This window comes from Geothrix terrae, from assembly GCF_022808775.1.
GTDB classification, from domain to species: domain Bacteria; phylum Acidobacteriota; class Holophagae; order Holophagales; family Holophagaceae; genus Geothrix; species Geothrix terrae.
The window spans coordinates 191139-206096 of record NZ_JAKZLA010000003.1 but is presented as its reverse complement, the minus strand read 5'-3'; the positions used below and the strand labels follow the sequence as shown (position 1 = coordinate 206096).

Annotated in this window: 7 protein-coding genes; 3 read left to right on the top strand and 4 right to left on the bottom strand. The window is 66.0% G+C overall.

The genetic code is table 11. The features are described 5' to 3' along the window. Positions 1 to 103 precede the first annotated feature (103 nt). The 3 genes from MLE42_RS06885 (at position 104) to MLE42_RS06875 (ending at position 6592) form a co-directional block, all read left to right on the top strand. A complete protein-coding gene (locus MLE42_RS06885; RefSeq protein ID WP_243287146.1) occupies positions 104 to 2806 on the top strand; it encodes an OmcA/MtrC family decaheme c-type cytochrome in 2703 nt (900 codons plus the stop codon). A gap of 491 nt (positions 2807 to 3297) precedes the next feature. Continuing rightward, positions 3298 to 5874 (top strand): OmcA/MtrC family decaheme c-type cytochrome, encoded by a 2577-nt coding sequence (locus MLE42_RS06880; protein ID WP_243287145.1) that lies wholly within the window; start codon positions 3298 to 3300, stop codon positions 5872 to 5874. 235 nt (positions 5875 to 6109) lie between these two features. Continuing rightward, positions 6110 to 6592, top strand: a complete 483-nt coding sequence (locus MLE42_RS06875) for an RrF2 family transcriptional regulator (protein ID WP_243287144.1) — start codon at positions 6110 to 6112, stop codon at positions 6590 to 6592. 31 nt (positions 6593 to 6623) lie between these two features. On the opposite strand, the gene MLE42_RS06870 is transcribed toward MLE42_RS06875, so the two are convergent. The 4 genes from MLE42_RS06870 to gltA all read right to left on the bottom strand — a co-directional run bounded on the left by MLE42_RS06870 (position 6624) and on the right by gltA (position 14802). Next, positions 6624 to 7169, bottom strand: a complete 546-nt coding sequence (locus MLE42_RS06870) for an RrF2 family transcriptional regulator (RefSeq protein ID WP_243287143.1) — start codon at positions 7167 to 7169, stop codon at positions 6624 to 6626. Between the two features lie 140 nt (positions 7170 to 7309). Next, the gene (locus MLE42_RS06865; protein ID WP_243287142.1) at positions 7310 to 8302 is read right to left on the bottom strand and encodes a dihydroorotate dehydrogenase-like protein; all 993 of its coding nucleotides are present in this window, start codon (positions 8300 to 8302) and stop codon (positions 7310 to 7312) included. 11 nt (positions 8303 to 8313) lie between these two features. After that, entirely contained in the window at positions 8314 to 11874 is a 3561-nt protein-coding gene (nifJ, locus tag MLE42_RS06860; protein WP_243287141.1) for a pyruvate:ferredoxin (flavodoxin) oxidoreductase, read from the bottom strand. A 150-nt stretch (positions 11875 to 12024) separates the two neighbouring features. Further along, positions 12025 to 14802, bottom strand: a complete 2778-nt coding sequence (gltA, locus tag MLE42_RS06855) for an NADPH-dependent glutamate synthase (protein WP_243287140.1) — start codon at positions 14800 to 14802, stop codon at positions 12025 to 12027. Between the last annotated feature and the right edge of the window lie 156 nt (positions 14803 to 14958).

The window sequence follows — 14958 nt, the reverse complement described above, 5'->3', positions numbered from 1 at the left end:
GCGACCCTCCCCTATCCGGAGGATGGCGGTCAGTACATGCCCGGCTGAACCCTCCCGGCAGCTCATCCATTCACACATCCGATTCCCTCAAGGAGGATGAACCATGCAACACCGGCCCCTGAAACACCTCTGTGGCGCCATCGCGGCCACCACCCTGCTCCTGGCGCTGATCGCCTGTGACGGCAAGACGGGTCCGGCCGGTGCCAACGGCACCAACGGCACCAACGGCGCGAACGGTACCAACGGTACGAACGGCACCAACGCCGTCATCACCGTGAATGCCGCCCAGCTGACCAGCGACCAGTGGGCCCAGCTGACCCTCAAAGGCACGGTCAACAGCGTCACCATGGGCAGTGCGCCCGTGGTGAACTTCACCATCACGGACGGTGTGGGCACTCCCGTGAGTGGCCTCGCCGCCAAGGCGGCGAGCGGGAACTACACCAACTTCGCCTTCGCCATCTCCAAGCTGGTGCCGGGGACCAACGGCAGTCCCAGCCGCTGGGTCTGCTACAACGTGGTGACCACCCCGGCCGAGGGCCAGGCGGCCGTACCTGGTTTCACTGAGCCTGAGAACAACGGGACCCTGAAGGACAACCTGGACGGCACCTATACCTATACCTTCGCCCTGGACCTCACGAAGGCCAAGGACTACGTGGACGGGGCCGTCTATGACGCCAGCCACCTCAAGTCCGATCTCGACGACCTGACCTACGATCCGACCCTGACCCACCGCATGATGGTGACCGCGGGCGGGGCCCAGCCAGGTACCACCACTCAGGTGCTCAGCTCGGCGAACCTCTACTACGACTTCATCCCCTCCACCGGGAAGCCGGTCGCGGCCACCGATACGGAGCGGGTGATCGTGGATACGGCCTCCTGCAATGCCTGCCACACCAAGCTGTCCATGCACGCCAACTTCTTCCCGGCCATCACCGACACCCACCTTTGCGTGGTGTGCCACACGGATCAGCTGAAGTACGCCAGCGGCGATTCCCTGCCGTCCTCCGGCAACGTCCTGCTGGCCAATGGCGTCTACGGCAGCACCCAGAAGCTGCAGGGCATGGCCCTGGCCAACTTCCCCAACATGGTCCATCACATCCACACGGGCGACCTCCTCTACTACCAGGGCTACAACCAGTTCCTGCCCTACAACGAGGTCACCTACCCGCAGGACCTGCGGAACTGCACGAAGTGCCACACGCAGACCACCACCACGCCCCAGGGCGACAACTGGACCGCTGTACCCAGCCGCCTGGCTTGCGGCGGGTGCCATGATTCCATCATCTGGGTCAGCGGTGTCAACCATGCAGGGGGCGCACAGACGAACGACCAGAAGTGCGTCAGCTGCCACGGCGCCTCTCAGATGCAGGTGATCCATACGCCGGTGGTGGTGCCCAATGCCAACAACGGCTGGCTCGTCTCCGGGGGCAACAACAACACCAACGCGTCCTACGTGGCCGGCTACACGGGCATCCTGCCCAGCGGCGCCCACATCGTGACCTGGGATTTCAAGTCCGTCAGCCTGAATGCCAGCAGGCAGCCGGTCTTCGTCTTCCGGTTCCTGGAGGACGGCCTCCGGAAGGACTTCAAGACCTTCGTGGACACCACCACCACGCCGGAATTCTGGGACAACTACGCGGGTGGGCCGAGCGTCTACCTGGCCTTCTCCGTGCCCCAGGACGGCATCGCGACTCCGGCCGACTGGAACGCCACGGTCAGCACCTATGTCAAGAACATCTGGCGGGGGGACGGCAAGGACCAGTACGGGAACGCCCTCGCGGCCACCCAGGCCGGGACTCTTGCCGGACCTGACACCGATGGCTACTACACCTTGACCATGACGGGTGTGGCCATCCCCGCCACGGCCATCAACCTCACCGGCGGCATCGGCTACACCTACGGCCTGAGCTCCACCCAGCCCCTGACCCAGACCAACGTGGCGGGCTACGCCTACATGCCCCTGCAGGTGACCTTCAACACGACCACCAGCAAGTGGGTCCAGGTCCTGGGCACCGGCCAGGGCGGTGTGAGCGTCCCGGCGCCCAACGTCATCAAGCAGGTGAGCGGAAGTGCGGCCCGTCGCGCCATCGTCAGCAACCAGAAGTGCAACGACTGCCACGCCACGCTGGGCATCTTCACCGAGAAGGTGTACCACGCGGGCCAGCGCAACGACGCGCCGACCTGCACCTTCTGCCACAACGTGAACCGCGTGAACAGCGGGTGGGGCGTGAACATCAAGGATGCGGTCCATGCCATCCACGCCGCCGACAAGCGGGCCAACAAGTACTCGTGGGAAGTCTCCGCGGGCGACTACTACTGGGAGGTCACCTACCCGGCCATCCTGAACAACTGCGAGGCCTGCCACGTGCCCGGCTCCTACGATTTCAGGAACAGCGCCAGCCAGGCGGCCCTGCCCAACCTGCTGTGGACGACCGTCGCCACCGGCACCATGCCTGCGACGATCAACTACGTGAAGGGCGATGGCACGGATGTCCTTCCGGGCACCTACTACTCGCCGTTCGTGACGGCCGGCACCGCCTATGGCTCGGGCTTCGCGACCAACTTCGCGACCGGTAGCGCCACGCCTTATACGGACGCGGCCCCGACCACCCTGGTGAGCTCGCCGATCACCGCGGCCTGCTCCAGCTGCCACGACTCAACGGCGGAGATCGCCCACTTCCGGGGCAACGGCGGGGCCTTCTATGAACCCCGCGCCACGGCGCTCCTCAAGGTGGAGCAGTGCATGGTCTGTCACGGCCCCGGCCGTACGGCCGACATCAAGGCTGTCCACATGACGTTCAAGTGACGCGAGGGACCAGGGCCTCGGTCCTGGTCCGCCGTCCCACCCCTTCCGGGACCCGGCGCCTTCAGGCTCCGGGTCCCGGTTTTCCGATGGCCGGCCGGGAAAGGGCGCGTTTGAGTCTCAGCGGAAGGTTGGAAAATCTGCTGCCGTGGAGGTCCACTATGCAGCTTATTGCTACATGGGAAGAGATCTATGGTTTCGGTGAGCTCCATTTAATTTTCCAAACAGGAATCAGGCGGTGACTCGAGTCACAAGGGTGGTTGACTCATTAAATTACCGTTAGATCATCATTGACGAATCCCTGACGGAACATTCCTACCGGGAGGTGTGTGGTGTCCGTGTCACAGGCCATCGCCCGTGCGGGGCACGCCCTTCCCGGGAGGCGTTCTCCAGTGTTCGTGCTCGCAGGAGGCGACGACTGCGCTGATACGACGGAATCCCTCTCCAACCCCTACCCCACAACGCAGCTCGACTCCCTGAAAGGAGCATGAAGCATGCAACAGAGACCTCTGAAACAGCTCTGCGGAGCTCTCGTCACGGCCGCGGCGCTTCTGGCGCTCATCGCCTGCGACGGCAAGACAGGTCCTGCCGGCGCGAACGGCCTCAACGGCACGAACGGCACGAACGGCACGAACGGCACGAACGGCACCAATGCCGTTCCGCTTGTCGACATCGCCAAGCTGGCGCCGGAGCAGTGGGCCGCCCTCAAGCCGGTGGGCCAGATCACCGGTGTCACCATGGGCGCCGCCCCGGTGGTGAGCTTCAAGCTCACGGACGCCGCCGGCACGCCCATCGTGGGCCTCGGCGCGGCCACTTCGAAGAGCTCCACCGCCGTGGCGGCCAGCTATCCCAACCTGGCCTTCGCCATCGCGAAGCTGGTGCCCGAGGATGCCACCACCAAGGCCCCCAGCAAGTGGGTCAGCTACATCGTGACCAGCACTCCGACCACGACCGCCGCGGCCGCTCCCACACGGCCCACCACCGACAACACCGGCACCCTGGTGGACAACGGCGACGGCACCTATCAGTACACCTTCTACCGTGACATCACCAAGGTCCAGGCGGCCCTGGACGCGGCGACCTATACGGCTCCCAGCGCCAAGGCCGACCTTGGTGATGTGACCTACGCGCCCACCCTCGTCCACCGCATCGCCCTGCAGTTCTCCGGCAACGCGCGCGGCACCGGCAGCAACACGGCCGACGGCGTGACGCTCACCCCGGGTGTCGCGTTGGAGAACCCCATCAACGTGATCTATGACTTCGTGCCTTCCACCGGCGCCGCTGTGGCGGCCGGCACGGACATCCGCGATGTCGTCTCCATCAACCGCTGCAACGAGTGCCACGGCAAGCTGGCCTTCCATGGCGGCGGCCGCGTCGAAGCCCGCTACTGCGTGGTCTGCCACACGGACCAGCGCAAGTTCGGCCGCGCCGAAGCCACCACCACGGCCACCGGGTACACCGGCAGCACCTACAAGGTCAACGGCGCCGCCGCTGGCGACTTCCCCACGATGGTGCACCAGATCCACATGGGCAAGGAGCTGACCAAGACCGGCTACAACTACGCGAACGTGCTCTACAACAACATCGGCTACTCCATCCTCGATGGCGGCCAGAAGATGTGCCTGAAGTGCCACTCGAATGTTCCGCAGTCCACCAACTGGAACACCAAGCCGACCCGGCTGGCCTGCGGCTCCTGTCACGATCAGGTGGACTTCGCCACCGGCGTGAACCACATGCCCGGGACCAACGTCCCCGTGACCGACGACCAGGCCTGCACCATCTGCCACACGTCGGACGCGATCACGACCTATCACATGGCCAACAACGTGACGCCCAACAATCCGTCGATCCCCGCCGGGCTCAAGAACGTCACCTACGAGATCAAGTCCGCCGCGGCCACCGACACGACCGCGACCGTGGTCTTCAAGGTCAAGGTGGACGGCGCCGACGCGACCTTCCTGGCCCCCGCGGCCGGCATGGCCAACCCCCTGGACGGCTTCACGGGCTCCCCCAGCTTCCTGCTGGCCTACGCCCAGCCCCAGGACGGCGTGGCCGCCCCCGCCGACTACAACAACCTCGGCAGCGGCTCCTCCAACTTCCAGCCCATCAGCGTCTCCATCGCCAACCTGCTGGATCCCAACTACGCCGCCACCCGCGGGACCCTCTCCGGCCCCGATGCCAGCGGCTACTACACCGCCAACCTGGTGGGCACGAAGATCTTCCCCGTCGGGGCGAAGATGCGGTCCGTGTCCCTGCAGGGCTACTTCACCCAGATCATCTCCACGGGTAACGTCGCCCGCCACGCCATCTCGGTCATCAAGACCGTGACCGGCGACACCGCCCGTCGCACCGTCATCGATTCCGCCAAGTGCGCCAAGTGCCACGAGTGGTTCGAAGGCCACGGCGGCAACCGCGTCTACGAAGTCCAGGTCTGCGTCCAGTGCCACGTGCCCGGCCTGACCACCAGCGGCCGCGGCATCTCGGACACTGCCATCCAGGCTTATGCCTTCACGGCCGCGGACCAGGCCATCCTCACCGCCTGGCAGTTCGACAAGACCCTGCCGAACGCCGCCCTGGCGCTTCCGCAGGTCACCAACAACTTCAAGGACATGATCCACGGCCTGCACGCCGGGAAGGATCGCAACGACTCCATCAAGATCGCCCGCGATCGGACGCCGTCCGCGATCAACCTCATCGACGGGGCGAACATCGGCTTCCCTGGCATCCTGAACAACTGCCAGAGCTGCCATACCCCCACCGGCTACAGCGGCGTGCCCGCCAACGCCCTGGCCTCCCGCCAGGAAGCGGACAACGGCGTGTTCCTCAACGGCACCAACCGGACCCCGGCGGACGCCAAGGCCGCGCTGGCCACCAACAACGCCAATGACCTGGTGACCACGCCCTTCACGGCCGCCTGCGTCAGCTGCCACGACAGCGCCATCGCCAAGGCCCATATGAACCAGCAGGGCGGGCAGGTCCTGGTGCTCCGCAGCGGCCTCAACCTGGCCGGGGAGTCCTGCGGCACCTGCCACGGGGCCGGCGCCACCTTCGACCCCGCCAAGGTGCACTAGCCAGCCACCACAGCCTGGAAGGGGCGGGACTCCCCGTCCCTTCCACCACCTCCTTCGACCCGGAATCCGCCAAGGATCCGGGTCGAATTCTTACGAAGGGGGGTGAGATGGGTCTGTGTTTTTTTACAATCTCCATCCAGATGGTGACGAAGATCACAAGGGTGGTTGACTCGTTAGATTACCGACGGATCCTCATTGATGAGGCCTCAAGACAACCCTCTCTATGGAGGTGCGTGTGCTCCCCTTGTCACAGACCACCGGTTACGCGCTGCGCGCCATGCGATGCCTCCAGGAGCCCGGTGGGCAACCGGTCCTGGTGGAATCCGTGGCGGACTACACCGGCATCCCGAGATCCTACCTCTCGAAGCTTGTCCACAAGCTCGCCAAGAAGGGGCTGGTGACCGCCCGCCGCGGCCATCACGGCGGCGTCGTCCTGGCCAAGCCCTCGGCCGAGATCACGCTGGAGGACCTCTCCGAGGCCATCGACGGCGTGGCCTGGCGCAAGCGCTGCCTGATGGGGCTGGCCGGATGCACGGAGGAGACGCCCTGCGTGCTCCACGATTACTGGAAGCAGACCTTGCAGGAGATCCTGGTGCGGCTGCGCTCCGTCACCCTGGCGGACATGGCCCGTCATCAGGATCCGGGCGTGGAGCGCTTCCGCGCCGACCATGGCTTCCTGACCACGGTCGAGGCGGAGCGGGATCACGCTCACGCCTGAAGATCAGGGGCGGACGATCAGGATCGAGTGATCAGGCCTTCTTCGCGGTGGCCTTCGCGGCCGCGGGCTTGCGGGCAGGCGCCTTCGCCCCGGCCGGCTTGGCGGCCTTCTTGGGCTTGGGCTTGAGCTTCTTCTCCGGGAGCGCATCCGCCAGACGCCAGGTGCGGCTCTGCTGCTCGAAGGCGCGGATCTCCTCCAGGGAGATGTCCTTCAGGCAGCGATGGATGTGGTCGCGCTCGGACTTCCAGAAGGTGTGGGCGGGGCAGGCCCGCTCGTCGCTGCACTCTTTGAAGCCCAGCAGGCACTGGTTCCGCCACTCGGAGCCATCCACGGCCTCGGCGATAAGGTCCAGGGTGATCTCCTTGGCGGGCAGGGCCAGCACCACGCCGCCCTTGTTTCCGCGCTTGGCCAGCACCAGGCCCACCTTGGCGAGCTTGTGGATCATCTTGGAGAGGTAGGGCCGGGGGAAGCCCGTGCGGGCCGCCACGTCCACCACCAGCGTGGGCTTGCCACCGGGATCCTCGAGGCAGCTCATGGCCAGGACTGCGTAACCGGAGGACTGGGACAGTGGGAGCATGGTCACCTACACGGAAATGGAAGATGATTCGATCAAGAATGATAGACGATCTTCAGGTCAATCACATCCAAAGAGTGTGATTTCTTTCACAATGGACAAGGCCCCCGGTTCTCCGGGGGCCTTGTGGGTAAAAGAAGGCATTAAGCCTTCCAGCCATTGAGAATTCGCATGTAGTTCGCGCGGGTGAAGGCCTGGGTGCTGGGGCACTTCTGGAGGCTCATGCTGCCGCGGGCCTGGGCCAGGGACTCGTATTCGTGTTCGTCCAGCCACTCCTCCAGGGCGGCGCGGGACTGGGCCAGCCGCTCGGGGCCATGGATGAGGAGGGCGGAGACCATCTGGACGGCATCCGCGCCCGCCATGACGGCCTTGAGGGCGCCGATGCCATCGTGGACGCCGCCGGTGACCGCGAGGCTGCCCTTCACGTGGCTGCGCAGCACGGCCAGCCAGCGAAGCCGCAACAGCAGCTCCTCGGGACTGGACAGCTGGAGGTTCGGCTCGGCGGTCAGCTCCTCCACATTGATGTCGGGCTGGAAGAAGCGGTTGAAGAGCACCAGTCCGTCGGCGCCCGCGGCCTCCAGCTCGCCGGCGAAGTGGGCCAGGGAGGAGAAGAAGGGCGAGAGCTTCACGGCGACGGGGATCTTCACCTGGGACTTCACGACCCGGATCACGTCGAGGGTGCGCTTCTCCACCTCGGCGGCGGATTCCCTGGGATCCGTGGCCAGGTAGTAGACGTTCAGCTCCAGGGCGTCCGCGCCGGCCTGTTCCATGAGCCGGCTGTAGTGCAGCCAGCCCGCGGGGGTGGTGCCGTTCAAGGATGCGATGACCGGGACCGAGACTGCCGCCTTGATGCGGTGGATCTGCTCAAGGTACTTCTCAGGCCCCAGGCGGAAGTCGTCGGGCTGCGGGAAGTAGGACAGGGCCTCAGCGCTGGAATGCGAGCTGAGCTGCATGTCCATGATGGTGCCCTCTTCCTCGCGGGTGATCTGCTCCTCGAAGAGCGAGTGCATCACGATGGCGGAGGCACCGGCATCTTCGAGGCGCTTGACCATGCCCATGTCGTCGACCATGGGCGAGGCGCCCGCCATCAACGGATGGGCCAGCTTGAGGCCGAGGTAGGTGGTGGAGAGGTTCATGGATTCCCCCTTCAGCTTTCCTTGCCCTTGATGGAGAGCTTCGCGAGCTGTTCATAGACCGAGAAGCGGTTGCTGGTGTCGTGCTGCGACTGGGCGAGCAGCTTCTTGAAGTGTTCGGGGTTCTGCTGCTCAATCATGCGGTAGCGGGTCTCGTTGCGCACGTACTGGCCGAGCTCGATCTTGGGCGCGCCCGAGTCCATCTGGAGCGGGGTCTCGCCCTTGTCCATGCGACGGGGGTCGAAGCGGAACAGCGGCCAGTGGCCGGAGTCCACCGCCAGCTTCTGCTGGTCGGCGCCGTGGGCCAGGTCGTAGCCGTGGGCGATGCAGTGGCTGTAGGCGAGGATGAGGCTGGGGCCGTTGTAGGACTCGGCCTCCTGGAAGGCCTTCACGGTCTGCATGTCGCGGGAGCCGAAGGCCACCTTGGCCACGTAGATGCCGCCGTAGGTCATGGCGATCATGCCCAGGTCCTTCTTGGGCATGGCCTTGCCGGCCATGGCGAACTTGGCGCCGGCGCCCATGGGCGTGGACTTGGAGGCCTGGCCGCCCGTGTTGGAGTAGACCTCGGTGTCGAGCACCAGGACGTTCACGTTGCGGCCGGAGGCGAGGACGTGGTCGAGGCCGCCGTAGCCGATGTCATAGGCCCAGCCGTCGCCGCCCACGATCCAGACGCTCTTGTTGACCAGGTAGTCGGCCAGGTCGTAGAGCATCTTGGCCTCGGGCTCCTTGAGGCCCGCCAGCTTCTGCTTGAGGGCTTCCACCCGCCCGCGCTGGGCCTTGATGCCGGCCTCGGTGGTCTGGTCGGCGGTGGCGATGCCCGTGATGAGCTCGTCGCCGAGCTTCGCCGCCAGGCGGTGCATCAGCTCCAGGGCGAACTCCTGGTGCTTGTCTACGGAGAGGCGCAGGCCCAGGCCGAATTCCGCGTTGTCCTCGAAGAGGCTGTTGGCCCAGGCGGGGCCGCGGCCGTCCTTGTTCACGGTGTAAGGCGTGGTGGGCAGGTTGCCGCCGTAGATGCTGGAGCAGCCCGTGGCGTTGGCGATGAGCGTGCGGTCGCCGAAGAGCTGGGTGAGCAGCTTGATGTAGGGCGTCTCGCCGCAGCCGGAGCAGGCGCCGGAGAACTCGAAGAGCGGCTCCAGGAACTGGGTGCCCTTCACGTCCAGCTTGACCGTGGTGCGGTCAGCCTCGGGCAGGTCGAGGAAGAACTTGAAGTTCGCCGCCTCGGGTTCGCGCAGCGGGGCCTGGGGCACCATGTCGATGGCCTTGTGCTTGGGGTTGCTCTTGTCCTTCGCGGGGCAGACCTCCACGCAGAGGGTACAGCCCGTGCAGTCCTCAGGGGCCACCTGGATGGTGTACTTCTGGCCCTTGTACTCGGGACCCTTGTAATCCACACCCTTGAAGGTGGCCGGCGCGCCCTCCAGCTCGGAGGGATCGTAGACCTTGGCGCGGATGGCGGCGTGGGGGCAGGCCATCGCGCACTTGTTGCACTGGATGCAGATGGAGGCGTCCCACTCGGGGATCTCCAGCGCGATGTTGCGCTTCTCCCACTTGGTGGTGCCCACGGGCCAGGTGCCGTCCACGGGGAAGGCGCTGACGGGCAGCAGGTCGCCCTTGCCCTCCATCATCACGGCGGTAACGCGCTTGACGAAGTCCGGGGCCTCGTCGGCCACCATGGGCGGCCGCTTGCGGGTGGCGGTCACCTTGCCGGGCACCGTCACCTGGTGCAGGTGGGCCAGGGTCTCGTCCACGGCCACGAAGTTCTTCTGGACGATGGCGTCGCCCTTCTTGCCGTAGGTCTTCTTGATGGCCTTCTTGATCTGCTCGATGGCCTCCTCGCGGGGCAGCACGCCGGAGATGGCGAAGAAGCAGGTCTGCATGATGGTGTTGATGCGCACGCCCATGCCGGTGTTCTTGGCCACTTCATAGGCGTCGATCACGTAGAGCTTGAGGTTCTTCTCGACGATGGCCGACTGCACTTCCACGGGCAGGGTGTCCCAGACCGTCTCGGCGCTGTGGGGCGTGTTCAGGAGGAAGGTGGCGCCCTCGACGGCGGTCTCGAGCATCTCGTACTTGTCGAGGAAGCTGGTCTGGTGGCAGGCGATGAAGTTGGCCTTGGTCACCAGGTAGGCGCTCTTGATGGGGCGGGGCCCGAAGCGCAGGTGGCTGATGGTGATGGCGCCGGACTTCTTGGAGTCGTAGACGAAGTAGCCCTGGCCGAAGTTCGGGGTCTCCTCGGCGATGATCTTGATGGAGTTCTTGTTGGCGCCCACCGTGCCGTCAGCGCCCAGGCCGTAGAAGAGGGCGCGGGTCACGTCGGCGGGTTCCACGTCGAAGCTGGCGTCGTAGGTGAGTGAGCTGTGGCTGATGTCGTCCATGATGCCGACGGTGAAGTGGTTCTTCGGCGCATCCTTGGCCAGGTTCTCGTAGATGCCCTTGACCATGGCCGGGGTGAACTCCTTGGAGGAGAGGCCGTAGCGGCCGCCGATCACCATGGGATCCAGCTTGGTGTGGCCCAGCTCCCGGCCCTCGCGGAGGGCGGCGATCACGTCCAGGTGCAGGGGATCGGCGGGGGCGCCGGGCTCCTTGCAGCGGTCCAGGACGGCGATCTTCTTCACGGAGGCGGGCAGGGCGCGGACGAACTCGGGGATGGCGAAGGGCCTGAAGAGGCGGACCTTGAGCACGCCGACCTTCTCGCCCTGCTTCATGGCCCACTCGACGTACTCGTGGGTGACGTCGCAGCTCGAGCCCATGGTCACGATCACGCGCTCAGCCTCGGGATGGCCGAAGTAGTCGTAGAGGCGGTACTGGCGGCCGGTGAGGGCGGCGAAGCGGTCCATCTCCTGCTGCACGATGGCCGGGAAGGCCGCGTAGTAGGGCGTGCAGGCCTCGCGGGCCTGGAAGAAGGTGTCGGGGTTCTGGGCGGTGCCGCGGATCATCGGGTGATCGGGCGTCAGGGCCATCTTGCGGAACTCGGCCACCAGCTCGTCGGGCACCATGTGGCGCAGGTCCTCGTCATTGAGGATCTCGATCTTGGCGACCTCGTGGCTGGTGCGGAAGCCGTCGAAGAAGTGGAGGATGGGCACCCGGCTGCGCAGCGTGGCGGCGTGGCAGATGGCCGCGAAGTCGTGGGCCTGCTGGACGCTCTCGGAGCTCAGCATGGCGAAACCGGTCTGGCGGCAGGCCATCACGTCCGAGTGGTCGCCGAAGATGCTGAGGGCATGGGCGGCCAGGGTGCGGGCGGTGACGTGCATGCAGAAGGGCGTCAGCTCGCCGGCGATCTTGTACATGTTCGGGATCATCAGGAGCAGGCCCTGGGACGCCGTGAAGGTCGTCGTGAGGCTGCCGGCCTGGAGGGCGCCGTGGACGGCGCCGGCGGCGCCGCCTTCGGACTGCATCTCGATGACCGAGGGAATGGTCTTCCAGACGTTGGTCTTCCCCTGGGAGCTCCACTCGTCCGCCCACTCGCCCATGTTCGAGGAGGGCGTGATGGGATAGATGGCGATGACTTCGCTGAGGCGATGGGCGACCGAGGCGGTGGCCTCGTTCCCATCCAGGGTCTTCATGACTCGCTGGCTCATGGTTTCGCTCCTTCCGGGGTGGTACGCGGGGCGTATTCGAGAACAGATCTCACGACAGGTAATGCAGTGGAGAAGGGGGCCGGTACAGACGACACGGCAGGCTCATCATATCTGATGGCTGGGTCAATTTCATCACAGTTGGTCCGGTGGTCAGACCGCAGGCTGGGGTGCTCCCACGAGGCGGCGGTGGATGGCGGCGGCGGCCCGGCGGCCCTGACCCATGGCCAGGATCACGGTGGCGCCGCCGGTGATGACGTCCCCGCCGGCGAAGACGCCGGGGAGGGAGGTCTCGCCGGTTTCGTTGTCGACGACAACAACGCCGCCCTTGAGGGTCTTGAGGCCCTTGTCGGTCTGGGCGATGAGGGGGTTCACATCGAAGCCCAGGGCCACCACCAGGGTGTCGCAGGGGATCATGATGCGCTCGTCGGTCATCTTGGGGCTGCGGCGGCCGTCAGGGCCGGGCTCGCCCAGCTCCATGACCGCGCACTCGGCGTGGGTCATCCAGCCCTTGTCGTTGCCGTGGAGCTGCACCGGTGTGGTGAGGTACTTGAATTCCACCCCCTCCTCCATGGCGTGCTCCAGCTCCTCCTTGCGGGCGGTGGATTCCTTCACCGTGCGGCGGTAGACCACCGTGACCTTCTCCGCGCCCATGCGGCGGGCGGCGCGGGAGGCATCCATGGCCGTGTTGCCGGCGCCGACGATGATGACGTTCTTGCCGACGGTCACCGGCGTGCCGTACTCCGGGAAGAGGTCGGCGCGCATGAGGTTGATGCGGGTGAGGAACTCGTTGGCGGTGTAGACGCCCTTGTACTCCTCGCCCGGGATGCCCATCATCTTGGGCAGGCCGGCGCCGGTGCCCATGAAGATGGCGTCGTGGTCCTTGCGCAGGTCATCGAGGGTCATGCTGCGGCCCACGAGGGTGTTCATGATGAACTTCACGCCCAGGCGGCGGAGGGTCCCCACTTCCTGGTCCACGATCTTGTTGGGCAGGCGGAATTCGGGGATGCCGTAGAGCATCACGCCGCCCGGCTTGTGGAGGGCGTCGTAGACCGTGACCTGGTGGCCCTTCTTGATGAGCTCGCCGGCCACCGTGAGGCCCGCGGGGCCCGCGCCGATGACGGCCACCTTCTTGCCCGTGGGGGCCTCGACCGGGGGCAGCTCGTCCGAGCCCAGCATGGAGTCGGAGGCATAGCGCTCCAGGCGGCCGATGGAGACGGGCAGGCCCTTGATGCCCACCACGCACTTGATCTCGCACTGCTTCTCCTGCGGGCAGACGCGGCCGCAGACGGAACCCAGCGAGGAGCTCTCCTTGATGATGCGGGCGGCGCCCTGTGGATCCTCGTGGACGATCTCCATGAGGAAGGCGGGGATGTTGATGTTGACCGGGCAGCCCTCGATGCAGGCGGGGTGCTTGCACTGGATGCAGCGGGCGGCCTCGAGCCGGGCCTGCTCGGGTGACAGCCCCAGGCTCACCTCGTCGAAGTTGCACACGCGCAGCTCAGGCGGCTGGCAGGCCATCTCCTGGCGGGGGATCTTCATCTTCTGGCTGGGCTTGATGGTGTTCAGATCCAGGTTCTGCCAGTCCAGCTCGGTGACGGGCTCGTTCAGGTACTTGGAGTAGTCCACGGGGCCCGTGGCGGCCACGCGGCCGATCTTGCACTCGGAGGGATCGCAGGCGTCGTGCTCCTCCGCCTTGTACCAGTCCTGGCGCATGCGGAGCATGTTGAAGTCCACCTGGTGGCCGTCGAAGTCGGGGCCGTCGAAGCAGGCGAACTTGGTCTGGCCGCCCACGCTGACGCGGCAGCCGCCGCACATGCCCGTGCCGTCCACCATGAGCGCATTGAGGCTCACCAGGGTGAAGATGCCGTGGGGCTTGGTCAGGTCCGAGACGGCCCGCATCATGGGCAGGGGGCCCACGGCCACCACCTGGGCGACCTTCTCGCGGGCGATGATGTCCTTGAGGGCGTCGGTCACCAGGCCCTGGCGGCCCAGGGTGCCGTCGTCCGTGGTGACGATGAGCTCGGCGGAGGCGGCGCCCAGCTCGTCGGCCAGCAGCACGCGCTCCTTGCTGCGGCCGCCCAGGATGGTGATGACCCGGCGGCCCTGGGCGTGGAGTTCTTCGGCGGCGGGCAGGATGGCGGCGGAGCCGTAGCCGCCCGCCATCAGCACGATGGTGCCCTCCTCCATCAGCTCCGTCGGCGTGCCCATGGGGCCAGCCACGGCGAAGAGGCGGTCGCCGGCGCTGAGCCTGCCCATGGCCTTCGTGGTGGCGCCCACCTCCTGCATGATGAAGTGGATGTAGCCCTTCTTCGCGTCGCCACCCGCCAGGGTGAGGGGGATGCGCTCGCTCTCGGGGAAGGGGGCCACCATGAAGAACTGGCCGGGCTTGCGGCCGCGGGCCACCTGGGGCGCCTGCACGATGAAGGACCAGGTCTCGGGGGCGATGAGCTTCTTCTCGAGGATGAGGTAGCCGTCCTGGGTCTCCTCGTCGGACCAGTACATGGACCTGCCCTTCAGGAGGGGCAGCATGAGCCGCTCCTCCATCTCGATGTGGTCGCGGACCAGGTCCACGAGCCGCTGCCCCTGGAGCGTGAGGGCCTGGGGCGCCCGGACCTGGCCTTCGTCGATCTCGGAGAGCAACTGGAGGGTGAGGTCCCACATCTGGCGGTGCTCGTCCTGGATGCGCTGCACCAGGGCCTCGGCCCCGAGCTCCTCCAGCAGGGGCAGCAGCTCCCGCTCCTCGGCCTCGTTGTGAGGCTTGAGCTCCTCGTAGACCCAGCGTGCACCCTGATCCACGCGCTTCCAGTCTCCGGCCCCGATGGCCTTGGCCATGTCGGTCAGCTGCTTCTGGGCTTCCTGGTGGGTGGCATGCCAGTGCGGCGCGGGCAGGTTCTCGGCGGTGATGAGCGGGCGGGCCGGGTCGGACATGGATGCCTCCAGATCCGTTCAGCATGCGATGACCGCCCGGGGATTTCTGTGTCTAAAAACCTAATCGGGGACACTTGTGACTCATGCCACAGGGGCCTGGAATCATAAGGACTTAGCTAGGGTATCAATCATTCTGTATGGATTATTTGGTTGTTA